Below are 24,341 nucleotides of genomic sequence, written 5' to 3' on the forward strand. Positions count from 1 at the left end.
ATGACTGAACTGCCAATGGCCGACGCGCGCCAGAACGATAAAAACCGCAAGATTATCCACGCCACGGTCGCGGCGAGGAACCTGGCAGGCGCAGCAAACAATACCAAGTGGAACGAACTGATCAGTCACTTCCGCCAACGCCCTGGTTGGCGCCCGTCCTATCGCTCCAAATCCATCAAAGGCCCACGCTCGGATTGGGATGTGGAATGGTTTTACCACCTTCCATTTCCATTTGCGTATGTCGAATGGTTCGACATCGGCTTGTGGGAACTGGCGCCCTCTTTGGGCGTGCTACTGCCACAAACATACATCGACCATACCGAAGAAATATCGACAGTCGTCGCGCGAATTGGCTTCGAGTTTGAAGTGCAAGCCGATGTGCTAAGGATTTGGGGTTACCTTCCAAAATCCTACGAAGACTTTCCGCCTGCCTAAGACGAAACCTCGATGGTCCGGGTAATCCACTCTCGGCTGTAGGCAAGCACGCCCGCGCCCATTGCCACCGGAAAATGAATAAACCCATGCGCCGACTCCGCCAACAGATGCGCCTCAGCGCCCGGCCACTGCTCAGCGAGCATCAGCGTGTCATCCTTCAACGGGTCCAGCTCCCCGACAAACATCAACGCCGGCGGCAAGCCCTCGAAGTCGCCATACAACGGTGACAGCGGCGGCCGCCGACGCTCATCATCGCTCAAGCCCGGCGTCAGCATGCGCAATGCCTCGACCATGCCCGGCCCGTCCAGCAGCAACGTATCGGGCCCTGCCGCACGTACGCTCGGGGTACCGGTCAGGTCGTAGACACCGTAATACAAGACCGCCCCGCTCACTCGCTGGAGCAATTGCGGCCATTCTTTCAACGCCAGCAATGTCGCCGCAGCCAAGTGCCCACCGGCCGATTCGCCGACGACAATCACCGGCAGGTCGGCAAACTCATCGTCGGTGAGCAACCAACGAGCGGCCGTCAGGCAGTCATCCATCAGCCCTTCGACCGGCGTGTCGACCGCCAGCCGATAATCCACCGACACCACCGCCACGTCGCACGCGTTGACCATGCCCAGGTTGAGGTCGTCGTCCATCTGCGCATTGCCGATGACCCAACCGCCGCCGTGGATATCCAGCACCACGCCCTTGGGCTTGCCGCTCGGTCGCAGGATGCGCACGGGCACCGATCCTACAAGCTTGCGCTCTGCATCTGGCGCCTTCTTCAGCGTCTGGCTGACGCGCAGCAGTGCCTGGATCAAGCGCGGCGTGACGCGATTACGGATCTTGAAACGCGGCAACCAGGCGAGCTTCTGATTGAAGCGGCGCATCTGGGCCAGTTCAGCCTCACTGGCAGGCCAAGGTTTGCAGGCCATCAACGGTTATTCCGCAGGATCGAGAAGTTTAGCGCCGCCGCCACACACAGCCACGCCAGGTAAGGGAACAGGATCAACCCGGTGATCAAGTCCAGGCGCACTGCCAGCACCACCATCGTCGCCACGGTGATCCACAGCAACACGATCACCACCATCCCGGCGAGGATGCGATGTGCGCCGAAAAACACCGGCGTCCACAGCGTATTCAAGGCGATCTGCGCCGCCCACAACGCCAGCACTTCCTGGCTGCCGGGGATCAGGCTCAGGCGATAGCCGGCCCACGCCAGCAGCACGTAGATGATCGTCCACGCCACCGGAAACAACCAATTGGGTGGGGTGAAACCGGGTTTGACCAGGGAGTCGTACCAGGCCCCGGGCTTGAAAATAATGCCGGTACTGGCGGCGGCGGCGCAGGCGAGCAGGAAGATGAAGAAAGTCATGGTCGGTCCTTGGCTGAGCATTTCAAGCTTGGACGTGTCGCACAGGGGTAAAAGTTCACTGCCGATCTACAGGTAGGCACTGGCAATGCGGGGTACCTTTATCGCCTGAAATACCGCTTTCGCAGCCTCGCTGGGGCTCGGCAGCTCCCACAGGGGGGCTGCTGTGCTGCTGCATTCCAGTATGTCTAAAGATGGGATTTCAGCCGTGACCACGATCAACTGTGAGAGCTGTCGAGCCCTAGCGAGGCTGCGAAGGGATCGCCACGCCCTACCGACCCACACCCTACAAGCATCACCGCCACACTCACGCTAGCCAGGCGCCACAATCTTCAACCATGGCCAGCGTGCCTGATAACTCCTGGCCTTCTGCGCAAACAACTCAGGCTCCGCATGCAGCGGATTGATCCGCAGCACGCCCTGCGCCACATCCTCCAGCCCGTAAGGGGCATACACCTCACCCGTCGCAATTTCCACGCCGATGCAGGTGCCCGCCACGAGGTAGCGATCAATCCCCTGCTTGGCCGTGTGCAATTGCGGATAGGGCCGGCCAAAGCGCTGCACATACCACAGGTGCACCCGCGCCTGGTTCTTCAACTCGACATGAACGCCAAGGTCCTGGAACAACTGCTCGGCCGCACGAATGACCTTGTCCTCAGCCTCGTAGGACAGGTCGGTGTCGAAATAGAAAACGTCGTAGTCCTTAACGCCCTGATCTGCAGGCAGGTTCGACTGATGATTCCACACCGCCTGAAACAGACAGCCCGCCGTCAGAAAACACTGATCCAGGCCCAGGGCCGGCAGACGCGCGATGATTTCGGCATTGATGGGGTTGGCCATGGCCAGTTCGAGCAGGGTTTCGACGGTCAATGTCATGGAGACTCCTGGGTGATCAACAACCCTTCACCGTTGGCTTTTCGTGACTGAGCGGCCGGCAGCGCCGCCTTCAGTTAACGCCAGGGTAGTGATCCACGTACTGAATAGTGAAATCGGGGTAGTGATCGACGATCTGGATCTTGTAGTCGGGGTAGTGATCGACCGTTTTCCATTTGCCGGCGGAGTCAGGATAGTGATCGACCTGCTGCACCTTGAGGTCGGGGTAGCTGTTCACCACCTTGACCTTATAGTCGGGATAACTATCGACAAATTGGATATTGCCGTAAATCTTCGAGACATCAACGCTCGTCCCCGCCGAAACACAGACGGACGCGCTCAACAGCAGTGATGCGACGACAACTTTAAGCATGAGCATTTCATCCTGAAATATAAGGCGCCCAGTCTAGCGGACGTGCGCGCGCAGTGTCCCTGAAAGTCAGCCCTTCAACTCGCTGGCGCGGTGACTGGCAGCGTCATCGTAAGCCACATACAACGACTCGGCGATCTGGCTCTTGATGGCCTTGGCGGACTCCAACCCCAACACAAAACCCTCGGCCTTGCCGCCGGCGCGGTTGAGTTCTTCATGGGTGGATGCGCCGGTGATGGCGTCGAGGAGCTTGGTGGCGTGGGGGCCTACGCCTTTAGGCAGGGAGATCTGGTCGATGGTCATGAGCGTTACCTTTAAGGAAAGAGAGCGGTAGCGCGTGAAACCACTGCCGGGGTGGCATGGTAGACCGGATGGGGGGAGAAAGGGGCTGATTTCGGCCAATTTCTGCCCTTTGTGAACCGGCTTCGGGCCGAAAACACTCAGTCGTATACCGCAGTAACTGTCCGACCACGGACGTGCCCTTTCTGGCGGTCAATTTGAGTTGAACATACCGACATATGAAATAGTTCCAGTGCTCTGCGGCAAGCGCACCAGCGGTTCTACTTGGGAAGAGGTCGAACGACGGTCGCCCCAGATGGCATTCGAACCCACAATGATAAAATGCGTGAATTCTCCTGCTTTGGAGACGATCAGCGCTCTTTCGGACTGACTGCGGATTTGCGCTATGACGTCTTCCGCAGTGGCGGCAAGCTCAACGAAGTCTGAATCCATGTAGAACCCAAGATCCTCCGCCAGTCGCCAGGTTGGATTGCGTTCTTCCCACACATCGTACTCGGCTTCGCTCGCGCCTTCAGGCGGCTCTGGCTCCCAATGTTCAAACACAAACTTCTGCGCCTCGGATTCCGTGGCGAAATTGGCACCGAAGAGATGAAAGGGCCAACAGCCATCTTGCATGACACGATCTCAGTTGTTGATGAGTCGTCAGGATCGTACCTGACTGTAGGTGGAGGAGCAGCTTGTCAGGGAACCTCCGACGGGAAAAGATACGCACAACTCCCCCCTCATCGCTGTGACAAGCTTAAAACTTACCCGCCCGTGCGGGTGCAATATAGGCTGCACACCCGTTACCACGCTGAAATATTGCGAGCACGTAGCCCGAATTCACAGTGGTCACCCAGGCTTCCAGAGCACACGCTGGAGCAGCCATCCTAGTAGAATACATCGAGCTGATTACCGCCCCCTTTGAGATGTTCTATGAACACTGAATTAACTGAAGAAGAAATGCGTTGTGCTCTATTCGGTACGCCTCAGCCCGAAGAGCAGGTTTCTGCTCCTCTAGTAAAGGCGCCTGTGGAAGACGTTGTGCCCGCGAAACCCGTGGTCGTTCCAGCAGCCAAGAAGAAGGTGGCGAAAGCATTTACGCCCAGGCTGAGGGTCACGTTGCGTGTTGGAAACGAGTTTGAGGGAAAAATGATCGAGTTGATTCACGAGGCCGATACGTTGAGCTCATTGCTTGCTGAGCAGGAGGCGGTGAAGGCTGCCAGGAAGAAGTACAAGTACGTGGATGTGGTATCGGTTAAATCCATGTAGGCGACGCCATCGGGCAGGATTGGGAGGTTCTTTTTTACAAAAAATCAGCAATAACAACGGGTCTATCGGTGGCAAAGATCGACTCGTAAATGGCTTCGCCGGGTGCCTCACGAGCCAACCAAGCGCTGGCGCTGTAGGCTCGAGCCTTACAGAAAAACACTCGATGCATCTCATCTCCGAGCTCGAAGAGCTTGAAATACTGCAACTCCATCTCAGAACAAAGGTTGTCGAACAGCACTGGATCCAGCTTTGATAGCGTGACCATGATTTCGGCTGGATCTAGCCCGGCGTCACTCGCCGCCCAGAGGACAATACGAGTAGCCACGTCCATTTTTTTGCTTGGAATGAACGCGTCCAGTGCATGTTGAATATCTGGGTAGCTGGAGGCCAAACGTGAAGGCATGTCTTTTTCCTGAGCCGCTTTAGATGGAATGTGAAAGACCTGAGGTTGTTTGTCTACGCTATTTGATTCACCGGCAATGTGTTCACACATCCTGGGTGAAAGCAGTCAGCTGGATGCACCTCTAGATACAGGGGGCAACTCAGCCTACGGGGTTTTCAATAGGCTTCATTGCGCCGACTCACAGGCTTTCAACGGTTCCTTGGGGTGCAATGCACAGATGTCGAAACCGTCACGCCGGGTATAACCCGCACGCTTCACGCATACAAGTCGCTGGGCCATTTCTTGGAAGCTGGCCTTGGGATCAACGCCGGAGCCATTGTTTTCACCACACGCCAACATGGAAGCAACCACATCCTGGTGACTGGCGCCGGGTTTCTCCCACACGTCGGCATCGGCCGTGGGGGGCTAGGGGGCGAGGACAGTCGCCGGAGGCATCGAGTCGCAGGTTTTGGGTTGGAACACCCATAGATGAGTGACCGCCCCTTCTCACCCCCGCGACGTCCTCCATTGAGCGCGCGTTAGTCCGTAACACTTCGCCAAGGCAGGCGCGGCGGATATTTTCAGTTCGGCATCATACAAGTGCACCGCACCCAACTTCATCGTGGCCGTTTGCGAACGAATGTTCGTAGTCGCTATGTGGAAATAGACGATGTCGTAAGCCTTGAATGCATGCTCCAGCATCAACTGCTTAAGCTCGCGGTTGGAATTGCCACCCCACTTCGCACGCACCAGAAATGTAAAACCGATGGCAATGCTGTTCGGTAGATCCGGCGGCGTGTAGTAGCTTGATGTGCCAACGATATCTCCCGAGGCAATATCAATGACGGCGAGCGCCTTCTTCGTGGCGAGTAGAGAGGCGAAGTACGCCTCGAACACCTCACGTTTATAGCGATCCCTGGCGGGATGACCGCCCCAGATGTCTGGATCAGCCGCAGCCTGAAACATACCTTCAAAATCACTGCCTGCCAGCGGTCTAAGCCTCAGGGTGCTTCCGCACAGATCGGGTTGGCAGTCGAAGTCGGGGGCAGACATGGGTTTGTTTCCGATTGGCCAAGGGGTAGGAGCCAGTCTAGAGCGGCACTTTGATAAAGAAAGATCCAATGTGACAGGGAATGATGGAGCCATCGCTGTAGGAAAGGAGACGGGGTTATTTTCCGAGTAACAGCTCGTTAGCTGGCCTTCCTGAAAGGCAGGTGTTGGCCGGGAGTAACTCTTCATGACAGACCGCTGTCGGCCAGAAGCAGTCATTCAATACTCTACAAAATCAGGGGCGATTCAGAATTTTCTCTCCGCCATTTTCGGATCACCGGCGGGGAATTGCACGGGCTCGCGCTCATGTGCATTCGACTTAACTATTCATGCGCACTATTTTTGATCAGCAAGATCAGCGAAAAACAGCAAGACATAAAAATGCGCTAAAATCTTTGGCTATGCTCACTGGGACGGATTAACGCCCGCCCATTAACCGAATGGTAAATGCAAAATCAAAGTCGGCAACATGGTCAAAAACATATGAAGTTTAAAGATGGTGATAGAGTAAAAATTAAGCCGCACCCGTGGTGGCCCAATGGTGGAGTTGGAGTAATTTCGTTACCACCAGAATTTGTAAAAGAAGCTTTGGATGGCGAGGTGGCATTCACTAGTACTCAGCGAACTATTGCTGGCAAAGAAAGAGTTATCACCAGTGCCTGGGTTAATTTTGACGAGCCGGCAATGGATTGTGGTGGTGACGGCCCTTACATCGGTGGAGAGGTCTCCATAGAATATTTGGAGCATATATAGTGGAGCAACCGCTGGAGGTCGCATTTAGTCAGTGCGGCATCCAATGGCCGCAGACATCATTGTTCTCGCGCAATAATAGTTATGGCGGTCAAGAAACGGATAATTAAAACAAGCATTACCGTAAAGGCTTGGACGTTCGCGTCGGAAATTAATAGAACTCTTCTGGAGGGCCGGTTTTTGCCCTCCCCGAAGGGCTGCTATGGGTCGAAAAAAGCTGCCAGTCGCGGCCGGCTCAAATCGATCTAAAGCAGCCCTATGAAATGGAAAGCCCACGATATATAAGGCGACCGAGGTCATGCCACAACCTACGAATTGTTTTTTTGCAAAAGTAAGGAAACTCAACGAATTTCGGCCTGGCGTAACCTCACTCGTGCTTTTCGGCCTAGAAATAGAAGGTGATAACCCGATGTATCTGGAGATCCGCTTTGAGGACTACGAAACGATCCAGATTGAAGGTGACCACTTGATGCTTGGATTAGAAGAGGCAATGGAAAGCGCCGAGCTTGAGTACGGTATTTTGCGTAGCGATTGGCGAGAAATGAGCGAGATGGAAATTCAGCGCATTCCTTTTTTTGTTGGTGGATTACCTGTTAAGTGATTCGTCGCTGTGATTCTACAGATGTCACTCGCAAGCGGCTGCTACTGGCCGTAAGTGGCCCGTCACAAATGGCGGCTAATGGGTGTGAGCTTGATCTTTAAACGCAATAGAAGGTCTAGATCGGCCCGCCGGCTTATCCGCGACCATTCCTGCGACAGTCGTTCCCACATGAAGCCTATGTGGTGAGGTAGGACGTCACAATGTCTTCAAGCATGCCCACCAGTTCAGGATCCATGTAGCGGTAATCATCTGGAATATCGAGAGAGTGGAGCCGTTTGTGTTCAAGAAGGCGGGCGTATTCAGCCTGAAGACGATTAAGGTGTTTGCGTTCCATGACAAAGATCACATCAGCCCAGCGAATATCCGCTGGGCTGATAGGTTTACGTGCACTTGGACTGGTTCCTGCTGAACGGGCATTAAAGCCGGGACGACGGCGCCAGATCGCTTCCGCAGTAGGACTACGCCATTGGTTACGGCTACAGACGAACAGGAGGTTAGTCACTCTTGATCCAGTAGTTGACGGGTTGTGCGGGATAGCTCATCCCGAGTTGGTGTGCTCTGTACAGTTTGGCTGCGCGGGTGTACATCAGTTTCCAATGCTTTTCTGGCTTGAACTCTAGCGGACGAACCGTATTGTCGCCTCTGCATTTAAGGGCCTGCATACGTCTCCAGGCGCGGGTTCTTTTCATCGTTATATCCTCGTGAGTACCGGGTTCAGCAGCCGCAGTAATACGAGTTGGAAATATAGTAAACGTGAATCGATGCAGGGGCTAGCTAGGTTGAGCGCTTGATACTAGCAGCAGCTAATGACTGTAGGCAGTCTCAGCGCCAAACGGCCGACTTCTGTCGGTGCCGGAAGGCTGCTCTGGGCCGAAAAAAGCTGCCAGTTGCGGCCGGCTCAAATCGATCTAAAGCAGCCCTATGAAATGGAAAGCCCACAATATATAAGGCGACCGAGGTCATGCCACAACCTACGAATTGTTTTTTTGCAAAAGTAAGGAAACTCAACGAATTTCGGCCTGGCGTAACCTCACTCGTGCTTTTCGGCCTAGAAATAGAAGGTGATAACCCGATGTATCTGAGATCCGCTTTGAGGACTACGAAACGATCCAGTTTGAAGGTGACCACTTGATGCTTGGATTAGAAGAGGCAATGGAAAGCGCCGAGCTTGAGTGCGGTATTTTGCGTAGCGATTGGCGAGAAATGAGCGAGATGGAAATTCAGCGCATTCCTTTTTTTGTTGGTGGATTACCTGTTAAGTGATTCGCCCGCTGTGATTCTACAGATGTCACTCGCAAGCGGCTGCTACTGGCCGATTGCCGCCTTTCGCGAAGGGCAGCTTAGGGTCGATAGCTGCCACTCAGTGAAGGTGGAAAAGCCTCAAGATCAAGCGTGAGGCTTTATCACCGTCGGTCTCATATAGACCGTGTAATCCGGCCTGATCGGTGAGTTTGTGTAGATTGAAGTGGTTGTAAAACGCTTGGCCCAGTCGCTGATGCTCGAAGCTTCCTTGACTCCACAGCCGAACGAACTCCTCATAAGCGGCGCGTTCGATCTGCAACGAGCAATCATGTCCCATGTCAGGTTCCTATCATTCGAGAGACTCAAGCGTACTAGCTGCCTATCAGCCCTTCCAGCTCGGCCTTTCCAATCAGAAAGTCAGTTATCGGCCACAATCAGACATCCGTGACGGTTAGCATTCAGCTCGAAGTAGCCTCCCGCACGGTAGTTACATCAGCTTTTCAATCAAAATCGAGGTGGCTGTGATCGTTATATCTCCAAAATCGCCTTCAAGGGATAGAACATTATCAACGATATTTATCCCTTCAAGCTCTCCGAGTTCGCTGATGTTTTGAAGTTTAAGAGCGCCAAGCCTGATAGCTAGCTGAGTGCCGTCCGCGTTCCACGCCATCAGCTTGTTTCTGGACCCGTCATCCAGTCTGACAACCATCTCGAAATAGCGATGGGCTTGGTCCATTGTGATCGATAAGACACTGCTTTCTTCAAGTGCGTGAACATCCATGATGAAGCTTCTTTTGTTCAAATCCGCATTCTACTACAGGCCGCTATAGGCGAATGAATGCATCTAAAATGAAGGTCCGCTTCTGGCCGATTGCTACCCTTCACGACAAGCCGCTTTGTATCTAAAGCAGCCCGTCCCGACGGCGAATATCTGTCTAAACGCTTTTTCGGCTACCCTACCCTCTGGCCTCCGGGCGCCATCCAGCTTCGGGATATTGCATGGAAACTGTCGACACAAACCGCCTGAAGATCTGGCAGGCACTTTCAGAGTTTTTCCTAGATACAGAGATCACCGACTCGACGTTTGACTATGTCGCTCGCGTAGTCGTGGAAACAGGCTATTCGCCCCAGGAAATTCACAGCATCCTATGGGGTGAAGTTTTCCCGGCACTTGAAGCAAACCTCAAATCCATTGCAGGTGAATGGGCGGGATGGACAGATGAGTGGCTGTTAGAGCATTTGTCGGTGTGTGAGGTCTCTACGAAAAAACAGGGTGACAGCAGCATTATCAAAGAAATCAGAAGATGCTGGGAGCAAGTGGCAACCCGCCTTCCGCCGGGATATGCCTGACCTGACTCATCAATGCCCCTGGTGGCTAGCCGGGCGTATAGGCCAGAAGCTACCGATAAACAGAGATAAATTTCGAACGCCCCAACGCTTGGTATGAGCCCCTCTCGTAGCCGCCGCCGCTCAAGGCGTCGCACATTGACCTGTCCGAAGGAAATCTTTAAGCGCCGCCTGATAGAGCGTCAATGGCTGATTGTCCGTATTGAAGAGTGCAAACGGAATCATGGTGAGATGTGAAAACGACGTGGAGTTGATCGAGTAGGTTTTCTGCCTGCAAAAGCGCTGATCCTTGTTCAATATAAAATCAAACTTGAAAAGGTTTGTCCGCGTACACCAACTGGGGATCAAGCCCAGGCTCAGGCCCGTCAAGTACTCTTGTCCGCACGCGCCGCCAGATGAAAACTCCGAGATCTTTATTTCCAATGCCGGCAGGCTCGGGGCGGCAAGGCTGGAGCTCGTATCCTGGGCATCGGGAATAACCTTGAGTGTCGCTGCGTACGCGTCCTTGCCGAAGCGACTGGCTTTCCAGGGGGAGTTTATTGCGTAACTGAAGCTGGAGATGATTTCTTTTGTTTCGGGCTCAACGTGTGCGTTGATTGTCGGCTGGGACGAATAAGATGTGCAGCCGGAACAGAGTATCGCAATGCTGACAAACACAAACCAATGGGCTATTAAGCGACGCATACTCAGTTTTCCCTAACCATCAATTAGCCGACATTCCTGTCGCTTAATGCCGTATGGCATCTTATCTACACCCCGGATTGCTGAATCAGAATAACAGGGCGGACTGTACGCGCGACACATCGGCAGGGGAAAAAGGCAGCCGCCCGGCTTTCTTTGCCCAATCCAATGCGAGCCTGCGAACTTTGAAGGCAAACGCCTGCCCAAACCCCGTCATCACCAAGGTTGCGCCACTAACAGGGAGAAAATAATGAAGCAGGACGCCAGCAAGCGCTCATCAATTCATACCGGCTTGGGCACTGTCATCGCACGCCTGGGGCTGTTGCTCATCGTGCCGTTGGCTGTCGGGGGCTGCACCTTCAAGAAAACCGATGTCCAGGACCCGGCCGAGATGGCCAAGTACGACCCCGCCAGTACGGCGCGCATCCGCCTGATCAGCGGGCAAGGGGCCTACGCAGGTTTTGTCTCCGGCCAAAGCTGCGAGCAGTATTTCAACGACACTTACGTAAAAGCGCTGGCGGCCCGCGAACGGCCGCAAGGATGGAATCCTTCGCGTATCGTGCCCAGCGGTCAGAGCGGCGATATCTTCGGCATGTGGCCTTCCGACTACCAGAACAATGTCATCGGCATGCCCCCTCCCCGGTCAGCGCGAAGATCGATGAGACGCGCAGGTACTTCGATGAACATGTGGTCCCGGCCGGGCAGCCGCTGATCGCGTTTGTGGCGTTCGTCACGTCCGGGTCCAGTTGCTCTTCAGCGCCCGTGAGTTTTGTGCCACGCGCAGGCGCCGACTATGAAATCCGGCAGGCATTCCAGTCGCAAACATTCAAGACAACGTGCCGCAATGAGGTGGTTGAGTTGAAAGCCGGCGAGGAAAAGCCGATTTCCCCCAATTACTGCATCCAGGACGCGTCGGGCGATTATCACACCCGCAACGTGACCCCTGTCAGCCAGGCCGGGCAATAAGCCGACCGGGCCTGGTACACAATGGCTGCTGTGTGTGCAGCCACTTTCGCGCTGGCCCTTTTGCGCTGAAAAAAGGGCGTTCTTGACCGTCAATCCGCAGGGAGCACCTCATGTACACATCGCCGCGCGCGCTTAACTCGCTTGTCGGAATCAGCCTGCTGGCATTGCTCAGCGGGTGTGGAGCGCTGACGGATGTCCGCTCCTTCTCCACTCCCTACTCATCGCCCACCAGCGGCGACACTGCCCGCGTGCGAGTGATCAGCGACGGCATGGTCCGCGCCGTGCCCAAGTCGGACTGCATCAACTTCCGTCTGCCTGGCGCGGGGGTGATGGTGGCGCAGCGCGACGGCTATGCTGATCGCAACGGTGAAAAGCTCGGCATGCAGCCCACCGCCGTGCAGTTACCCTCCACCGTGGAGAGTGAGCTGCTGGTGCCCGCCGGGCAGCCCATCGCGTTTCATTACATCGGCAATCGTTGCTACAACATGTTCACTTTTGTGCCTGTTGCTGGCGCGGACTACGAACTGCAGGCGGCCGGGCTTGGTAGCTGCGCGGTGATCCTCAAGAGAATGCAGGTGGGCACACGCTCGTTCAGCTTCGAACCGTTGGGCGACAGCAAGTTGTGCAAATGGGGCGACAACTTCTAAGGCCAACGACCTTCAGCTATGCGCCGGCAAGGCCAGCCCGAACAGCACAAAAAAACCGCCGCAGACTTTATTGAAGCGGCGCCCGGTTCGGGCCAGCCAAGGGCGCACTCGGTGTGCGGCGCTGGCGACCAGGTATTCCACCGCGAACTCCACGACGGCGTAAGTCAGCGCGATGGCGGCTGTCTGCGCGATGGCGGCTGTCTGCGCGATGATGCTGCGGTGCGGGTCGAGGAATGGCGGGATAAACGCGGTGAACAGCAGCAACGCCTTGGGGTTCGAGAGGGCCGAAACCAGCCCCTGGCGAAACAACGGCCAGCGGCGCAGGCTTGGCGTCGCAGTGGTCTCGAGGCTCACCGGCGGCGACCGCCACAGGCCAAACCCCAGCCAGATCAGATACAGCCCGCCGACCACCTTCAAGGCCGTGAACCAGGTGGCCGAGGCCTTGATCAGTGCGCCCAGGCCGAGCGCGCACAGCGTCAGCACCAGGGCAAAGCCGAGTACGCCGCCGCTGATGGTGAACAACGTCCTGCGGCTGCCGTGAAGGGCGCCATGGGTCAGCACCAGTAACGCATTGGGTCCTGGCACCACGGCAATGCCGCAGCAGGTCACCAGGTACAGCAGCCACGTGTCGAATGGCATGATCAGATCCTGCAAATGGGGGGCAAGCGCCTATCTTGCGAGTGAACAATCACCCTGAAAAGCGCATTATTCACGTCGCAGCCATTCGATTAACGAATACAGGTAAGTGCAATGCCGTCCAGCGATCTGCAGATTGATTGGCTCAAATGTTTCGTCGCCGTGGTGGACGCGGGGTCGCTCTCTGGCGCTGCCCAGGAGGTTAACCGGTCGCAGTCCGCCGTCAGCATGCAGATGAAGAAACTCGAAGCCGCACTGGGACGCCCGCTGTTGAACCGTGGCCCGCGGCACCTGCAACTCACCGATGACGGCCAGACGCTGCTGGGCTACGCGCGCCGCATGCTTGCCCTGCACGCCGAGACCCAGGCGGCCTTCAACGGTGAGGCATTGACCGGACGCATCCGCCTCGGCGTTGCAGAGGACTACGCCGCCAGTTACCTGACACCGGTGCTCAAGCGTTTTTCGCCGCGCTACGCAGGGGTCGAAATCGAACTCACCTGTGAGCAGTCGACCACGCTGATCCCGCGTCTACGCAGCGGCGATCTTGACCTTGCGCTGGTGTCCCGCGACTCGTCCCACAGCGGCACCTTTCTGTTCAAGGAGCCGATGGTGTGGGTGGGCTCGCCGCAATTCGAACTGTGGCGCCGAGACCCGCTGCCTATCGCGGTCTACGAAAGTGAAAGCCTGGCGCGGCGTTACGCGGTGAATTCACTGGCCCAGCAGGGGCGCCAATACAAGGTGGTCTACAACAGTTCCAGCCTCGCCGGCCAGGTGGCCGCCGTCGAGGGCGGCCTCGCGATTGCCGCGATCACCCAGTGCACCGTGCAGCCATCGCTGCAGGTGTTGAGCGCCGAGCATGGCCTGGGCACTATCGCGCCGATGGAAGTTTCGATCCTGCGCAGCCGCGCCTCGCGCGGGTCCAAGGCGGTGAATAGCCTGCACGCGTTCATCATCAGCGCATTAAGGGCGCCGGTGTAGTCGACGGCCCGCGCTACAGACGCATTCCCATCTCCAGCGCACGCCTCTCAAACCCCAACTCGGTGTACATGCGCACGGCACGCTCATTGAACGACCACACCGATAAGCGCAAATCCTGCGCGTCATTGACCAGCGCCCAGTTTTTAACCAGGCCCATAAGGTGGCGGCCAATACCTTGGCCCCAATACGCTTCGGCTACGCACACCGAGCCTACGCGCGCGACAGTCTGCGGCTGCATCAGCGGCCCACTGCTGGCTGAGAGGCTGGCGGTAATAAAGGCCACGGCCTCAAGGCCCGCATGCGCGATGAAGACAACCTGGCCTGCCTTTTCGAACCGGCCAGACCAATGGGCAAGATCGCGGGAAAAATCCTCGGTGGGCGCCGCATAGATATCGGGCCGCGCAGCATGGTGCACGTCGCAGAGCACTTGCCCCAGTTCACACAGGCTCAGTGCGTCATCGAGCGTGGCAAGTCGATAGGTAACAGCGTCGTCCATGAGGGCACTTTCCTTGAAATGGATTTGCACAATGCAACCAGCCCATTAGTCTGGGACCTCCTCGTGAAAAACACATGACATCCCGGAGCCCCGCATGCCCTTGACCCCACGCGAAGCCACGCGCCTGGAACGCCGCCTCGTCGCCACCCTCACCGACGCCTGCGAAACCGCCAAAGCCGAAATCCCTGGCTTCGAGTGGCTGACCCACACCGTCGACTACGCCGCCTTCCCCCAAAGCCTGCGGGTGATCTGGGTGTTCGACACCCGCGCCAGCAAAGACCAGGCACTCGCCGCCGGCACTGACCAGCGCCTGCGTGAGCTGACCAGCATTGCGCTGGCCGCTGCCGAAGCCGGCGCGGTGCGCCTGGACCGCTGCGTACGCGTTGACAGCGAAGAAGAATGCCGCCTGCAGCACGGCGGTGATTGGCGTGTACGCCTGGGCTGAAAGGCGACACGCTCGACAACGCCTACATTTTGACTGCGCTGGCGCTCAATTTCTGGATAATGCCCACCTCCCCGCCTCGATACGGAAATCCCGCCCAATGAAGTTGCCTGCGTCCGCCCTCGTCCTCGCCTGCGCCCTGCTGGCACCGTCCTTCGCCCACGCCGATGACGCCGCCCTGACCGACACGCTCAAGGCCTTCGCCCGTTGCGACGCGAGTTTCTTCAGCAGCTTGAACACCCATCGCGATGCCTGGCAGGCCTATGCGCCGCTCAAGCAGGAAAAGAACTACACCTGGATCGCGGTGAAAGATCGCACCAACCGCAACGCCAACGCCGTGCCGGTCAGCGCGCCGCCGATCGCCGGGTTGAAACTGCTGGCCTATAACGACGAGGTCGCCGACCTCGGCCCGTTGGGGCTCTACTATTACTGGGGTTTCATTGCGCAGGGCAATATCGATGAAGTGGCTCAGCGCCTGGCGCCGTTGCTGGACCAACCGAATTTCCTGTTCAAAGGCGAACACGAATACACGCGCAGCGAGCTTAAGGTCGGCAACAGCTGGCGCTCGATCAAGCCCCAGCCAGGCAAGGCGCCGGGCACGCGCAATGTCGAGCGCGTGCTGATCATCGAACCGGAAGGCAAGCAAGGCACGCAGTCGCGGATCAGTTGTTCGGTGCAGGGTGGGGTCAACGCAGCGCTGCTGGCGATGTTGCGACCGGACATCGCGCCGGTCGACTACCCGCGTACCCAGGTTGAAACCAGCCTCGGCGATGTCGAGGTGCCGGCTGCCGTGCTGCAACGCCTCGATTCGCCGTTGCTGCAACCCAAGTTCAAGACGCTGAGCTACACCTACCTGTCCAAGAAGGGCGACGGCAGCGAGGATTCGCCGACGTCGGTGACGCTCAAGGCCGAGGGCGGCCTGCTGGTGAAGAACGAGGTCTACGGACCGGTCTTCAACGTCGACCGCCTGATGCAGGCCGACCTGATCCAGCTGAAATCGAAGATGAACGGCGTGGGTGACGGGCGGGTGCTGCAAACCCGCACAGCCGAGCTGAAGCTGCCGACCAGCTGGACGCCGGGCCAGACGCTGACCGCTCACCTGAGCATGGTCAATGTGCCGGCCAAGCCCACCGACAAACCGAACGACACGACGTTGACCTGCAAGGTCGGCGAGCGTTTCCCGGCGCGCCAGGTGTTTGCCACGCTGACCGGGGACGCCATCCGGCTCGCGTGCGACCAGGGCGACTACAAAACCTCGCGCGCCTTCATCGAGGACCTGGGCGTCGCGTTGACGCTGGAATCGACGTCGAGCGAATTTCACTATGTGAATGAAATTACCGCGTTGGACGTGGTGCGCTGACCGGCAGCGTTATCGGTTGCCGGTGAGCCCTTCACCGGCAACGCAAAGCTCGGCACCTCGCAAAAACGTTGCGCGGTTTCGCCCAAGCGCACATTGACCGGCCTGAAACATCCCGCCCCCCATTGTGTTTTAGCCGCCGTTGCCCTCAACTAAGCGCCCTCCCTCTCTAGCGAGTATCGACAGTGGAACGTTATGAATCGCTGGTCATCGGCCTGGGCGCCATGGGTGCCGCCACCGTGTACCAATTGGCCAAAGCCGGGGTAAAGGTCGCCGGCATCGACCGTCATCATCCGCCCCATACCTTCGGCTCCAGCCATGGCGACACCCGCATCACGCGGCTGTCGGTGGGTGAAGGCGCGCAGTACGTGCCCATCGTGCGCAACTCGCACCGTATCTGGCGTGAGCTTGAGGCCGCGTCGGGGGAGGCATTGTTCGAACAATCCGGGTTGCTGGTACTGACCTCCCGCGATGATTTCGACCCCAGCGATGAATCGGACTTCACCTTGCGCACCATTGGCCTGGCGAACACCTACGGCATCGAACATGAAGTATTGGACGCGGCGCAGATTCGCCAGCGCTTTGCGCAATTCGCCCACGTGGTGGACAGCGCCATCGGCTATTACGAACCGGGCGGCGGCTTTGTGCGGCCAGAGCGTTGCATCGAGGTGCAGCTCCGGTTGGCTGAACAGCACGGCGCCACGTTGTACAAGGGCGAGACCGTGACCGCTATCCGCGCGGACGATCACGGCGTCACCGTGACCACCGACCGGCGCACGCTGCAGGCCGACAAGTTGGTGGTGAGTGCGGGCAACTGGGCCGGCGGCCTGCTTGGCGCGCCGTTTGATCAACTGCTCAAGGTGTATCGGCAACAGCTGTTCTGGTTCGAGCTTGAGCCGGGGGCCGACCTGGTGGGGAAATCACCGACCTACATCCTCACGCACGGCCAGGGCGAGGGCAATACCAACTACGGTTTCCCGGCATTGCCCGGCGAGGGCACGTTGAAGATTGCCACGGCGCAGTACCACACTGCGTCCACCCCCGAAACACTCGACCGCACGGTCTCGGCCGCTGAGGAGCAGGCAATGTATGAGCAGCAGGTACGAGGCCGTATTGCCGGGGTCACGTCCAAAGTCGTCAAGTCGGCGGTGTGCGCCTACACGGTGACGCCGGATCACCATTTCATCATCGACCAGCACCCCACGCTGCAGCACACCCTGGTGGTGTCGCCGTGCTCGGGGCACGGCTTCAAGCACTCGGCTGCACTGGGCGAGGCATTTGCGCAGTGGTGTATCCGCGGTTCGAGCGACCTGGACCTGTCGGCGTTTTCGCTGAAGCGGTTTGCAGGCCAGGCATTAGCGCCGCAGTAAAGCGCTGGAGGCGAGGCTGGGGCGAGGCGGATAGGCCTCGCCTGCGCTGAGTTTATTTGGCAAACGCGTACTCGCCGCCCTGCTCCACCGCCTTGCGGTAGGCAGGTCGCGCCTGGAAGCGCTGCACCCACGCCGCGAGGTTCGGGTAGGCCTGGAGCTTGCCCTGGGCCTTGGCGATTTCACCGATGAAGCTCATCTGGATATCCGCGCCGCTCAACTCGTCGCCGACAAGGTAAGGCGAATCCGCCAGCACATCGTTCAAATAGCCCAGGTAGTTGGCCAGCTCCGACTCGATCCGTGGGTGCAACGGCGCGCCCGCCTCACCCAGGCGGCCGACGTAGAGGTTGAGCATCAACGGCAGCATCGCCGAGCCTTCGGCGAAGTGCAGCCATTGCACGTACTTGTCGTAGGTGGCCGTGGCAGGATCGGGCTGCAGGCGGCCTGCGCCGTGGCGGCGGATCAGGTAGTCGATGATCGCGGCGGATTCGATCAGGACCAGCGCGCCGTCCTCGATCACCGGGGATTTGCCCAGCGGGTTGATGGCCTTGAGTTCCGGCGGCGCCAGGTTGGTTTTCGGGTCGCGCTGGTAGCGCTTGATCTCGTAAGTCAGGCCCAGTTCTTCGAGCAGCCACAGGATGCGCTGTGAGCGCGAGTTGTTGAGGTGGTGGACCGTGATCATGGCAAGCTCCGCAGGACGAGAGTGAGGGGTGTCTAGAACAAGACTACGCCGTCGCCGTGGAGTGCCCTGAATCAAACAGTATTGCATTCATGCCAAACCTGAGGATAACTGAGGGCCTTGCCTTCAACTGGACAGCTCGCCATGTTTGAACTCACCGCGCTCATCACCTATATAGCCGTGGTCATCGGCCTGTTCCTGATCCCCGGTCCTGCCGTGTTGCTGGTAATCACCCGTACCGTCCAGGGCGGACGCCAGGCCGGTATCGCGACCGGGCTGGGGGTGGCCACGGGCGACTTGATCCATACGCTCGGCGCGGCCCTGGGTTTGTCGGCGATCCTGATGACCTCCGCCACCGCGTTCAATCTGGTGAAGTGGGCGGGTGCCTGTTATCTGGTCTATTTGGGCGTGCGCGCGTTCATGGCCAAGACCAGCACCTACGCACGCGCAGACCTGCCGCAGGTGACGCCGACCCAGGCGTTTTTCCAGGCGGTGGGCGCCGAGGTGCTGAACCCGAAAACAGCAATTTTCTTCCTGGCCTTCCTGCCACAGTTCGTCCACCCGCAATCCGGCTCGTCCCTGCTCCAGTTCGCCGTGCTGGGCCTGATTTTCTCGGGACTCAGCGCGGTCTACACCAGCCTGATTTCACTCTCGATTCGCCCCTTGAGCCGCATGATCAAAGGCCTGGCCCGGCTGCGTCGCTGGGAAGGCAAAATCATCGGCACGCTGTTCATGGGCCTCGGGCTGAAAATCGCCCTGCAACAGCGCTAGACAGGCGTGATCAGCCATTCATCATGGCCCACAACGACGCGCCGACACCGGTGATGCTCTCCCCCGCAATCAACCCGGCGGCGGCGGTAATGGCGAAGCGTTCGGTGAGGCTCGCCCAGCGGCAGCTCACCAGCCAGGTGAGGATGGCGCCGAGCGCCATCATCAGTGACACCGACGCCGGCAACACAAAGGCCAGGCCCAGGGCAGCGGCGCTGGGCAGGTAGCGCGCCCGCTGGGTAGACAGTGTGCTGTCGAGAATGCCCAGCAGTACGCCAACCAGGCCCGCGATGGCAATCGCCCAGCGGATGCTGGTGGACAGTGACTCCAGGCCATGGGTCAGGGTTTGCGCCACGGCTTTCCAGGTGGCGACCGCCGGCGCCGGCCATTCTTCCGTGAGCAGCATGGCTTGCGGGTCCGGAATCAGTGCCAGGTAGGCGAACACCCCGACGATGCTGCCGATGAAAATCCCCAGGATCTGCGCGATCACCTGCTTATGCGGCGTGGCGCCAATCGCCTTGCCCACCTTGAAGTCGTTCATCAGATCCGTGCATTGCCCGGCCGAGCCGCCGGCGGTGTTGGCGCTCATCAGGTTGATCGGCACCTGGCCGGGCGCGACGATGCCAAAGCTCAATTGAGACAGCTGCCCGATGGCGCCGATCGGCGGAATACCGGTGGCGCCCACCACCCGCGCGGCCACGGCGGCCAGGCAGATCGCCAAGGGAATCGTCAACAATGCCATCCACAGGTTGATGCCGAACAACACCGCCTGCAGGCAAACGACCAATACGATCGATAACACGAACCCCGCAGCCGGCCCTGGCCGGGGCACGCTCCAGGTGCGCCCGCCCGCTGCCTGGGTGGCGGCGCGCAACGCCCACAAGCGAATCGCCAATGACGCCAAGGTGGAACACACCATCAGGCTCACGCCCGGCCACAGCAACCACTCCACCAACGCCGCGAACTGCGGGCCACTGCTGTCGGCCGGCAACGTCACCAGGTGCTGCGCCAAAAGCCAAGGGCCGAGGCCGCCCCACGCGAGCAAGGCCCCCAGCAACAGGGTCAGGCCCACACGAATACCGATGATGCCGCCAAACCCCACCAGCAGTAACGACGGGTCGGCGGTGAAGGTCAGGCGCTCCAGTGATGCGCTCGGCGCCCAGCGCGGGATCGCCCACCAAAACGTGTCCACCCATTTCACCAGCCCCGACAACAGCGCGGCGCCGAGCAGCACCTTCAAGCGTGTCGCGGCCTCGCGCCCGTGGTTGTAGATGTGCAAGAGGGTTTCGAGGGTGGCCATGCCTTCGGGGAACTTCAGTGCCTTGTCATTCAGCAACGAGGGCCGCAGGTACCAGGCGATCCAGATCCCCAGGAAGCTCACCGAGAACACCCAGGCGATCATCGGCAGCGCGTCCAGCTGGTTACCGGTCAGCAGCGTGTAGGCCGGGATCGGCGCGACCAGCCCGCCGGAGATGATCGACGCCGCCGCCGAGGCGACGGTCTGGTTGATATTGCTCTCGTGCAGCGTCCACGGCAGTGGCTCGGCAGTGCGCCGGGCCAGGCCCTGCCAGATGGCATAACCGACCAGCAGGGCAATGATCGACATGTTGAACGACCAACCGATCTTCAACCCGGCGTACACATTGGAGGGCGTCAGCAGGATACCGAGCACGCTCCCGGTGATCACGGCGCGCAGGCTCAGTTCGCGTTCGACAGGGCCGCACGGAGGCAGCGTTGGCGAGGTTGCAGGCATGCGGATTCCTTTCGGCAAGGGAACAGGGCGACCTAACAAGTGAGCCCTGTATCCACCGAAGGTTCAGGTGGCGAACATAACCGGGGCCGGAAAACACCGCTGCTGTGCCGTGGGGGCGGGGTTACTCGCGAGCGCGGCGGGTCAGTGAGGGAGGCGGTGGCTGACCCGGCGCATTCGCGGGCAAGCCCGCTCCCACGCCAGATCAGGCCAGGCGAAACCGTGCGGTGTTGTCGCTCAAGGCCTGGCTGCCCTTGCTCAGGGTGTCCGCCGCGCGATTGACCGCACGCGCACCGTCCAGCAAGCGCCCTGCCGCCTGGTCGACCTGCTGGATATTGCCGCTGACTTCATCCGCCGTCGCCGCTTGCTCCTCCACCGCCGTGGCGATCTGCGCCAGGGTGTCGGTGACGTTCTGCACTGCACCGGCGATTTCGCCCAGGCGCGTGCCCAGCCCTGTGACCGACTCGGCATCGGTCAGCGCCTGTTCGCACGCGGCACCCATCAGGTTGACTGCCTGGCTGACCGTGGCGCGCAGGCTGTCCACCGTGCCGGCGATCTGTGCGGTCGAGGCCTGGGTGCGTTGCGACAGGCTGCGCACTTCATCGGCCACCACGGCGAAGCCGCGCCCCTGCTCGCCGGCGCGCGCGGCCTCGATCGCTGCGTTGAGCGCCAGCAGGTTGGTCTGCTCGGCGATGCCTCGAATGGTGTCGACCACCGATTGAATCTGCTGGCCCTGCTGGCTGACTTGCTCCAGCGCATCGGCGGTGTCGGTGAGGCGCTGGTTGAGCTGCTGGATACTGGCCGTGGTGCGCTGGCTGTCGCGGCTGCTGTCCTCGGCGATGCGCCGCGTCTGCTGGGCACTGCCCGAGGCCTGTTCGCAACTCTTGGCGACGCCCATCGAGGTGGCGGCCAACTGGGTGGCCGCTGCGGCAATCTGGCTGATCTGCTGTTGCTGGTCCTCGACCTCGGTGAGGGTGCTGCCCGACTGCGTATTGAGGGTGAGCACCGCCGAACCGAGCTGCTGGGTTTCATGGTTGACCCCCAGCAGGCTGGTGCGCAACTGCACCACCGCGACGTTGAGCGCGGTGCTGATGGCGGCGAGTTCGTCGCGCCCTTCCACCGCCACTTCCACGCACAGGTTGCCGTCGCGCAAGGATTCGGCCAGCGTGGTGATGCCGCTGGCACTGCGACGAATCGAAGCCTGCAGGCAGATGAATAGGTACAGGGCCGCCAACGCCAACAGGCTGAAGGTCGCGGCCACCGGAACGAATTTTTGCAGCGAGCGGTCGCGGTAGTAACCGAGCCGCGCGTCCAGCGACATCAGCGACTGGTTGCGCAGCGCGCCCAGGCCGTCGAGCATCGCGTCGACACTGCCCTCAAAGGCTGCGGTATCGAGCTTGATGGTGCCGCCGAACACGCCGTCGTCGAGGACTTTGAGCTGGTTATCGAGCTGTTGCAGGCTGTTGTCGTATTGCGCCGTCCAGGGCTCCAGGCCGGCGTATTGCTTGGCCTTGAGCGACGCCGCGGCCTTGACCAACTGGTCGCGCGCATCGCCGATGCGACCGCGCAGATCGCGCATCTGCAAACGGCTTTGCAGGGTGAACTGCCCCGAGGCGATGGACGACTGGCCGACACTGGCCATGCGGCCGATACGCTCGATCAGATCGGGGCTGTGCTGGGTGGAAATCTGCATGAGCAAATAGGTTTCCAGCCATGGGTCGAGGATCAGGCCGGCGTCCAGGGTGATCTGCTCGCGCAGGGTTTGCATCGCGGTCAGGGCCGACGTAAAACGGTCATATCCGTCCGGCCACCAGCCCACGGTGCGCAGCGATTGCGAGTCCATGCCCTTGACGCTGGCTTGCAGCGCCTCGAAGCGCGCCAGGGTGTCGGCGCTGGCGTTCTGGCTTTTCAGCGACTCGCCCAGGGCCTGCAGGCTTTGCAGGATCAGCGGGAAATTCGCATCGACCTTGTCCATCGCCGCCTTCGCCGCGGGGGTGGGGGCGTGCAGGATGTCTGCGGCCTTCCAGCGCGCCGCCAGGTTGCGCTGGGCGGTCAATTGGGCATCCAGCGCATCGAGGGCCAGCAGTTGCCGAACGCCGGATTGCTCGCTGGAAATCACGGTTAACTTGTCGCGATAGTCCGCCCCAATCATCCACAGGCTGCCCGCCAGGGGCAGCATGAACAGGAAAAACAGGATCTGGAATTTGCGCGCAAAGCCGAAACGCCCGAGCAGGCGGATACCGGGTGACAAGAGGCTGTGCATGTCCGACTACTCCCCAAAAACAACCCACGCGTACAGCGGTGGGCAAAGCCTTGAAATGACTAACGGCAAAATGCCATGTCATTGACTGGGAAGGCACTAGCAAGATACGGGCCGCAGGGAGCATGCCCCGAAATAGACGGTGTGACGCACGAAGGCAGGTGAGGTGTGCGCGAAAATGGGGCAAAAGCACTCAAGGTCTGGGCACACCTGTAACAGTGAGCTATTTCACCAGCATGTACTGGCTGAAATTATTGATGTGATCGTCGAGGTTATCTTCAAGCATCATCCGGTACTGATCGCAGAAATACTTCAACATCGCCTCGCGCGCCTCGGCCATTTCCGCACCGGACTTGAAGTTGCGCGCACTCGCCCAGGCATTGAAACGGGTGGTGCCGAACATCATCGAGGCGCTGACCTCGCCGAGGTTTTCACAGGTCTTGAGTTGCTCGTTCGACAATTCGATATGCGCGTCTGCACGGTCATAGAAGGCTTGGTCAGTGGCGTCTGCCATGGCGGATGTCCAGGATAAGTGAATGATGGCCGCCATTGAACCATACCCCCCGCCAGCGTAGGAGCCCGGCCTGGCGCCAGCCTGCTCAAGAACACCACCGACAGCAGGCCCGGCGCCGACCAAAACGCATCAGGCCAGCAGCGAACTGATCCACCGCACCTGCCGCGCAACCTCCTGCACCTTCTCCTGCGGCACTGCCTGCCGCGCCTGCTCGAAACTGGCCAGGGTCTTCTGCTTCTGGCGCAGCATGCGCTGCCACTTGGCCAGGAACTCCGGGCTGCGCGCCTGCATCTGCAGTGGGCCGAAATACAGCTGCTCAGCGGTATAACTCACCGGCGGGGCACGCTCGGCCACAATGATTTCGTAGTAGAAGCGGTTTTCGCGCAGCAGCTCTTCAGTGAGGATCGCGTAACCGTTGTCCATCAACCACTGACGCAACGGCTGCTCGCCGCCATTGGGCTGCAGGACCAGGCGCTCACGGCCGCTCAGGTGGGCCTTGCCACTTTCCAGGATGTCGCGAATCGTCTCGCCGCCCATGCCGCAGAGGCTGATCGCGGTGATCTGGTCCGCCGGCGTTATCGCCGCCAGCCCATCGGCCAGGCGCACGGTAATGTGCTGCTCCAGGCCATTCTCACGCACAGTGCGCACAGCCGCATGGAACGGCGTGGTCGCCACCTCCCCCGCTACCGCCGCGGTGATCAACTCGCGTCGCATCAACGCGACTGGCAGGTAAGCGTGGTCCGAGCCGATATCGGCCAGGCGCGCGCCAGCGGGCACGTTCGCCGCCACGCGCTCCAGGCGCATGGACAATGTCTGTGGGTTCAACAGCTGTTCCTTATCAA

31 protein-coding genes are annotated in these 24,341 nt (G+C 59.4%); 13 read left to right on the forward strand and 18 right to left on the reverse strand.

The window, feature by feature from the left end:
* Positions 1 to 435: a DUF6678 family protein gene (locus tag JFU04_RS19955; protein WP_201145487.1), complete on the forward strand. Its 435-nt coding sequence runs from the start codon at positions 1 to 3 to the stop codon at positions 433 to 435.
* Here the strand turns inward: JFU04_RS19955 and JFU04_RS19960 are convergent.
* The 6 genes from JFU04_RS19960 to JFU04_RS19985 all read right to left on the reverse strand — a co-directional run bounded on the left by JFU04_RS19960 (position 432) and on the right by JFU04_RS19985 (position 3,950).
* Positions 432 to 1,355 carry an alpha/beta hydrolase fold domain-containing protein gene (locus JFU04_RS19960; RefSeq protein ID WP_201145489.1) on the reverse strand — a complete coding sequence of 308 codons (924 nt, stop codon included), beginning with the start codon at positions 1,353 to 1,355 and terminating at the stop codon, positions 432 to 434. The two genes, JFU04_RS19955 and JFU04_RS19960, sit on opposite strands and share 4 nt — an antisense overlap.
* Positions 1,355 to 1,795, reverse strand: coding sequence for a tryptophan-rich sensory protein TspO (tspO, locus tag JFU04_RS19965; protein WP_201145491.1), 441 nt, complete (start codon positions 1,793 to 1,795; stop codon positions 1,355 to 1,357). Before tspO ends, JFU04_RS19960 begins: the two co-directional genes overlap by 1 nt.
* Positions 1,796 to 2,104: 309 nt before the next feature.
* Entirely contained in the window at positions 2,105 to 2,668 is a 564-nt protein-coding gene (locus JFU04_RS19970; protein ID WP_106803158.1) for a nucleotidyltransferase family protein, read from the reverse strand.
* Positions 2,669 to 2,738: 70 nt separating this feature from the next.
* Complete coding sequence (locus JFU04_RS19975; protein WP_065904505.1) at positions 2,739 to 3,038, reverse strand: hypothetical protein; 300 nt, start codon at positions 3,036 to 3,038, stop codon at positions 2,739 to 2,741.
* A 66-nt stretch (positions 3,039 to 3,104) separates the two neighbouring features.
* Positions 3,105 to 3,338: a hypothetical protein gene (locus JFU04_RS19980; protein ID WP_106803157.1), complete on the reverse strand. Its 234-nt coding sequence runs from the start codon at positions 3,336 to 3,338 to the stop codon at positions 3,105 to 3,107.
* 189 nt (positions 3,339 to 3,527) lie between these two features.
* Complete coding sequence (locus JFU04_RS19985) at positions 3,528 to 3,950, reverse strand: hypothetical protein (protein ID WP_120449206.1); 423 nt, start codon at positions 3,948 to 3,950, stop codon at positions 3,528 to 3,530.
* A 300-nt stretch (positions 3,951 to 4,250) separates the two neighbouring features.
* Between JFU04_RS19985 and JFU04_RS19990 the strand changes: the two genes are divergently transcribed.
* Entirely contained in the window at positions 4,251 to 4,586 is a 336-nt protein-coding gene (locus JFU04_RS19990; RefSeq protein ID WP_201145494.1) for a hypothetical protein, read from the forward strand.
* Between the two features lie 34 nt (positions 4,587 to 4,620).
* On the opposite strand, the gene JFU04_RS19995 is transcribed toward JFU04_RS19990, so the two are convergent.
* Both JFU04_RS19995 and JFU04_RS20000 read right to left on the reverse strand, forming a co-directional pair.
* Positions 4,621 to 4,989 carry a hypothetical protein gene (locus tag JFU04_RS19995; protein WP_201145496.1) on the reverse strand — a complete coding sequence of 123 codons (369 nt, stop codon included), beginning with the start codon at positions 4,987 to 4,989 and terminating at the stop codon, positions 4,621 to 4,623.
* A gap of 486 nt (positions 4,990 to 5,475) precedes the next feature.
* Positions 5,476 to 6,021, reverse strand: coding sequence for a GNAT family N-acetyltransferase (locus JFU04_RS20000; protein ID WP_201145498.1), 546 nt, complete (start codon positions 6,019 to 6,021; stop codon positions 5,476 to 5,478).
* A gap of 444 nt (positions 6,022 to 6,465) precedes the next feature.
* On the opposite strand from JFU04_RS20000, the gene JFU04_RS20005 reads away from it, so the two are divergent.
* On the forward strand, positions 6,466 to 6,771 hold the full coding sequence (locus JFU04_RS20005; protein WP_201145499.1) for a hypothetical protein: 306 nt from the start codon (positions 6,466 to 6,468) through the stop codon (positions 6,769 to 6,771).
* 295 nt (positions 6,772 to 7,066) lie between these two features.
* Complete coding sequence (locus JFU04_RS20010) at positions 7,067 to 7,369, forward strand: hypothetical protein (protein WP_201145501.1); 303 nt, start codon at positions 7,067 to 7,069, stop codon at positions 7,367 to 7,369.
* Positions 7,370 to 7,544: 175 nt separating this feature from the next.
* On the opposite strand, the gene JFU04_RS20015 is transcribed toward JFU04_RS20010, so the two are convergent.
* Positions 7,545 to 7,871 carry a phosphotyrosine protein phosphatase gene (locus JFU04_RS20015; RefSeq protein WP_201145503.1) on the reverse strand — a complete coding sequence of 109 codons (327 nt, stop codon included), beginning with the start codon at positions 7,869 to 7,871 and terminating at the stop codon, positions 7,545 to 7,547.
* Positions 7,872 to 8,500: 629 nt separating this feature from the next.
* On the opposite strand from JFU04_RS20015, the gene JFU04_RS30425 reads away from it, so the two are divergent.
* Positions 8,501 to 8,632, forward strand: coding sequence for a hypothetical protein (locus tag JFU04_RS30425; RefSeq protein WP_274610241.1), 132 nt, complete (start codon positions 8,501 to 8,503; stop codon positions 8,630 to 8,632).
* Positions 8,633 to 9,098: 466 nt separating this feature from the next.
* On the opposite strand, the gene JFU04_RS20020 is transcribed toward JFU04_RS30425, so the two are convergent.
* The gene (locus JFU04_RS20020) at positions 9,099 to 9,392 is read right to left on the reverse strand and encodes a hypothetical protein (RefSeq protein WP_065904450.1); all 294 of its coding nucleotides are present in this window, start codon (positions 9,390 to 9,392) and stop codon (positions 9,099 to 9,101) included.
* A gap of 218 nt (positions 9,393 to 9,610) precedes the next feature.
* Here JFU04_RS20020 and JFU04_RS20025 point away from each other — a divergent pair, with 218 nt between their 5' ends.
* Positions 9,611 to 9,961 (forward strand): DUF7079 family protein, encoded by a 351-nt coding sequence (locus tag JFU04_RS20025; protein ID WP_065904448.1) that lies wholly within the window; start codon positions 9,611 to 9,613, stop codon positions 9,959 to 9,961.
* A 120-nt stretch (positions 9,962 to 10,081) separates the two neighbouring features.
* On the opposite strand, the gene JFU04_RS20030 is transcribed toward JFU04_RS20025, so the two are convergent.
* Positions 10,082 to 10,642: a hypothetical protein gene (locus tag JFU04_RS20030; protein WP_201145505.1), complete on the reverse strand. Its 561-nt coding sequence runs from the start codon at positions 10,640 to 10,642 to the stop codon at positions 10,082 to 10,084.
* 247 nt (positions 10,643 to 10,889) lie between these two features.
* Between JFU04_RS20030 and JFU04_RS20035 the strand changes: the two genes are divergently transcribed.
* Both JFU04_RS20035 and JFU04_RS20040 read left to right on the forward strand, forming a co-directional pair.
* Complete coding sequence (locus JFU04_RS20035; protein ID WP_201145507.1) at positions 10,890 to 11,351, forward strand: hypothetical protein; 462 nt, start codon at positions 10,890 to 10,892, stop codon at positions 11,349 to 11,351.
* A 364-nt stretch (positions 11,352 to 11,715) separates the two neighbouring features.
* Complete coding sequence (locus JFU04_RS20040) at positions 11,716 to 12,252, forward strand: hypothetical protein (RefSeq protein WP_106803150.1); 537 nt, start codon at positions 11,716 to 11,718, stop codon at positions 12,250 to 12,252.
* A 12-nt stretch (positions 12,253 to 12,264) separates the two neighbouring features.
* On the opposite strand, the gene JFU04_RS20045 is transcribed toward JFU04_RS20040, so the two are convergent.
* Positions 12,265 to 12,891, reverse strand: a complete 627-nt coding sequence (locus JFU04_RS20045; RefSeq protein WP_201145509.1) for a LysE family translocator — start codon at positions 12,889 to 12,891, stop codon at positions 12,265 to 12,267.
* 111 nt (positions 12,892 to 13,002) lie between these two features.
* Between JFU04_RS20045 and JFU04_RS20050 the strand changes: the two genes are divergently transcribed.
* A complete protein-coding gene (locus tag JFU04_RS20050; protein WP_065904438.1) occupies positions 13,003 to 13,866 on the forward strand; it encodes a LysR family transcriptional regulator in 864 nt (287 codons plus the stop codon).
* Positions 13,867 to 13,879: 13 nt separating this feature from the next.
* On the opposite strand, the gene JFU04_RS20055 is transcribed toward JFU04_RS20050, so the two are convergent.
* A complete protein-coding gene (locus JFU04_RS20055) occupies positions 13,880 to 14,362 on the reverse strand; it encodes a GNAT family N-acetyltransferase (protein WP_201145511.1) in 483 nt (160 codons plus the stop codon).
* A gap of 94 nt (positions 14,363 to 14,456) precedes the next feature.
* Between JFU04_RS20055 and JFU04_RS20060 the strand changes: the two genes are divergently transcribed.
* From JFU04_RS20060 to solA, 3 genes are all read left to right on the forward strand, one after another.
* Complete coding sequence (locus tag JFU04_RS20060; RefSeq protein WP_201145513.1) at positions 14,457 to 14,807, forward strand: hypothetical protein; 351 nt, start codon at positions 14,457 to 14,459, stop codon at positions 14,805 to 14,807.
* A 97-nt stretch (positions 14,808 to 14,904) separates the two neighbouring features.
* Complete coding sequence (locus tag JFU04_RS20065; protein WP_106803147.1) at positions 14,905 to 16,164, forward strand: hypothetical protein; 1,260 nt, start codon at positions 14,905 to 14,907, stop codon at positions 16,162 to 16,164.
* 182 nt (positions 16,165 to 16,346) lie between these two features.
* Positions 16,347 to 17,531, forward strand: a complete 1,185-nt coding sequence (solA, locus tag JFU04_RS20070) for an N-methyl-L-tryptophan oxidase (protein WP_201145515.1) — start codon at positions 16,347 to 16,349, stop codon at positions 17,529 to 17,531.
* A gap of 52 nt (positions 17,532 to 17,583) precedes the next feature.
* Here the strand turns inward: solA and JFU04_RS20075 are convergent, their stop codons facing one another.
* Positions 17,584 to 18,210: a glutathione S-transferase family protein gene (locus JFU04_RS20075; protein WP_201145517.1), complete on the reverse strand. Its 627-nt coding sequence runs from the start codon at positions 18,208 to 18,210 to the stop codon at positions 17,584 to 17,586.
* Between the two features lie 141 nt (positions 18,211 to 18,351).
* Between JFU04_RS20075 and JFU04_RS20080 the strand changes: the two genes are divergently transcribed.
* Positions 18,352 to 18,978 carry a LysE family translocator gene (locus JFU04_RS20080; RefSeq protein WP_201145519.1) on the forward strand — a complete coding sequence of 209 codons (627 nt, stop codon included), beginning with the start codon at positions 18,352 to 18,354 and terminating at the stop codon, positions 18,976 to 18,978.
* Positions 18,979 to 18,988: 10 nt separating this feature from the next.
* On the opposite strand, the gene JFU04_RS20085 is transcribed toward JFU04_RS20080, so the two are convergent.
* From JFU04_RS20085 to JFU04_RS20100, 4 genes are all read right to left on the reverse strand, one after another.
* The gene (locus tag JFU04_RS20085) at positions 18,989 to 20,728 is read right to left on the reverse strand and encodes an OPT family oligopeptide transporter (RefSeq protein ID WP_201145521.1); all 1,740 of its coding nucleotides are present in this window, start codon (positions 20,726 to 20,728) and stop codon (positions 18,989 to 18,991) included.
* A 202-nt stretch (positions 20,729 to 20,930) separates the two neighbouring features.
* Positions 20,931 to 22,988, reverse strand: coding sequence for a methyl-accepting chemotaxis protein (locus JFU04_RS20090; RefSeq protein ID WP_201145523.1), 2,058 nt, complete (start codon positions 22,986 to 22,988; stop codon positions 20,931 to 20,933).
* A gap of 220 nt (positions 22,989 to 23,208) precedes the next feature.
* A complete protein-coding gene (locus JFU04_RS20095; protein WP_065904424.1) occupies positions 23,209 to 23,499 on the reverse strand; it encodes a DUF3144 domain-containing protein in 291 nt (96 codons plus the stop codon).
* A gap of 129 nt (positions 23,500 to 23,628) precedes the next feature.
* Positions 23,629 to 24,324, reverse strand: coding sequence for a tRNA (adenine(22)-N(1))-methyltransferase (locus JFU04_RS20100; protein ID WP_201145525.1), 696 nt, complete (start codon positions 24,322 to 24,324; stop codon positions 23,629 to 23,631).
* Positions 24,325 to 24,341 lie beyond the last annotated feature (17 nt).

Origin of the sequence: Pseudomonas sp. TH21 (assembly GCF_016651025.1) — a bacterium.
Lineage (GTDB): Bacteria > Pseudomonadota > Gammaproteobacteria > Pseudomonadales > Pseudomonadaceae > Aquipseudomonas > Aquipseudomonas aylmerensis.

What these genes read in the sequence shown, in the direction of transcription:
- JFU04_RS19955 (WP_201145487.1), top strand. Translation starts at nt 1, where the DNA reads ATGACTGAACTGCCAATGGCCGACGCGCGCCAGAACGATAAAAACCGC.
- JFU04_RS19960 (WP_201145489.1), bottom strand. Translation starts at nt 1,355, where the DNA reads ATGGCCTGCAAACCTTGGCCTGCCAGTGAGGCTGAACTGGCCCAGATG.
- tspO (WP_201145491.1), bottom strand. Translation starts at nt 1,795, where the DNA reads ATGACTTTCTTCATCTTCCTGCTCGCCTGCGCCGCCGCCGCCAGTACC.
- JFU04_RS19970 (WP_106803158.1), bottom strand. Translation starts at nt 2,668, where the DNA reads ATGACATTGACCGTCGAAACCCTGCTCGAACTGGCCATGGCCAACCCC.
- JFU04_RS19975 (WP_065904505.1), bottom strand. Translation starts at nt 3,038, where the DNA reads ATGCTTAAAGTTGTCGTCGCATCACTGCTGTTGAGCGCGTCCGTCTGT.
- JFU04_RS19980 (WP_106803157.1), bottom strand. Translation starts at nt 3,338, where the DNA reads ATGACCATCGACCAGATCTCCCTGCCTAAAGGCGTAGGCCCCCACGCC.
- JFU04_RS19985 (WP_120449206.1), bottom strand. Translation starts at nt 3,950, where the DNA reads ATGCAAGATGGCTGTTGGCCCTTTCATCTCTTCGGTGCCAATTTCGCC.
- JFU04_RS19990 (WP_201145494.1), top strand. Translation starts at nt 4,251, where the DNA reads ATGAACACTGAATTAACTGAAGAAGAAATGCGTTGTGCTCTATTCGGT.
- JFU04_RS19995 (WP_201145496.1), bottom strand. Translation starts at nt 4,989, where the DNA reads ATGCCTTCACGTTTGGCCTCCAGCTACCCAGATATTCAACATGCACTG.
- JFU04_RS20000 (WP_201145498.1), bottom strand. Translation starts at nt 6,021, where the DNA reads ATGTCTGCCCCCGACTTCGACTGCCAACCCGATCTGTGCGGAAGCACC.
- JFU04_RS20005 (WP_201145499.1), top strand. Translation starts at nt 6,466, where the DNA reads ATGCAAAATCAAAGTCGGCAACATGGTCAAAAACATATGAAGTTTAAA.
- JFU04_RS20010 (WP_201145501.1), top strand. Translation starts at nt 7,067, where the DNA reads ATGCCACAACCTACGAATTGTTTTTTTGCAAAAGTAAGGAAACTCAAC.
- JFU04_RS30425 (WP_274610241.1), top strand. Translation starts at nt 8,501, where the DNA reads ATGCTTGGATTAGAAGAGGCAATGGAAAGCGCCGAGCTTGAGTGCGGT.
- JFU04_RS20020 (WP_065904450.1), bottom strand. Translation starts at nt 9,392, where the DNA reads ATGGATGTTCACGCACTTGAAGAAAGCAGTGTCTTATCGATCACAATG.
- JFU04_RS20025 (WP_065904448.1), top strand. Translation starts at nt 9,611, where the DNA reads ATGGAAACTGTCGACACAAACCGCCTGAAGATCTGGCAGGCACTTTCA.
- JFU04_RS20030 (WP_201145505.1), bottom strand. Translation starts at nt 10,642, where the DNA reads ATGCGTCGCTTAATAGCCCATTGGTTTGTGTTTGTCAGCATTGCGATA.
- JFU04_RS20035 (WP_201145507.1), top strand. Translation starts at nt 10,890, where the DNA reads ATGAAGCAGGACGCCAGCAAGCGCTCATCAATTCATACCGGCTTGGGC.
- JFU04_RS20040 (WP_106803150.1), top strand. Translation starts at nt 11,716, where the DNA reads ATGTACACATCGCCGCGCGCGCTTAACTCGCTTGTCGGAATCAGCCTG.
- JFU04_RS20045 (WP_201145509.1), bottom strand. Translation starts at nt 12,891, where the DNA reads ATGCCATTCGACACGTGGCTGCTGTACCTGGTGACCTGCTGCGGCATT.
- JFU04_RS20050 (WP_065904438.1), top strand. Translation starts at nt 13,003, where the DNA reads ATGCCGTCCAGCGATCTGCAGATTGATTGGCTCAAATGTTTCGTCGCC.
- JFU04_RS20055 (WP_201145511.1), bottom strand. Translation starts at nt 14,362, where the DNA reads ATGGACGACGCTGTTACCTATCGACTTGCCACGCTCGATGACGCACTG.
- JFU04_RS20060 (WP_201145513.1), top strand. Translation starts at nt 14,457, where the DNA reads ATGCCCTTGACCCCACGCGAAGCCACGCGCCTGGAACGCCGCCTCGTC.
- JFU04_RS20065 (WP_106803147.1), top strand. Translation starts at nt 14,905, where the DNA reads ATGAAGTTGCCTGCGTCCGCCCTCGTCCTCGCCTGCGCCCTGCTGGCA.
- JFU04_RS20075 (WP_201145517.1), bottom strand. Translation starts at nt 18,210, where the DNA reads ATGATCACGGTCCACCACCTCAACAACTCGCGCTCACAGCGCATCCTG.
- JFU04_RS20080 (WP_201145519.1), top strand. Translation starts at nt 18,352, where the DNA reads ATGTTTGAACTCACCGCGCTCATCACCTATATAGCCGTGGTCATCGGC.
- JFU04_RS20085 (WP_201145521.1), bottom strand. Translation starts at nt 20,728, where the DNA reads ATGCCTGCAACCTCGCCAACGCTGCCTCCGTGCGGCCCTGTCGAACGC.
- JFU04_RS20090 (WP_201145523.1), bottom strand. Translation starts at nt 22,988, where the DNA reads ATGCACAGCCTCTTGTCACCCGGTATCCGCCTGCTCGGGCGTTTCGGC.
- JFU04_RS20095 (WP_065904424.1), bottom strand. Translation starts at nt 23,499, where the DNA reads ATGGCAGACGCCACTGACCAAGCCTTCTATGACCGTGCAGACGCGCAT.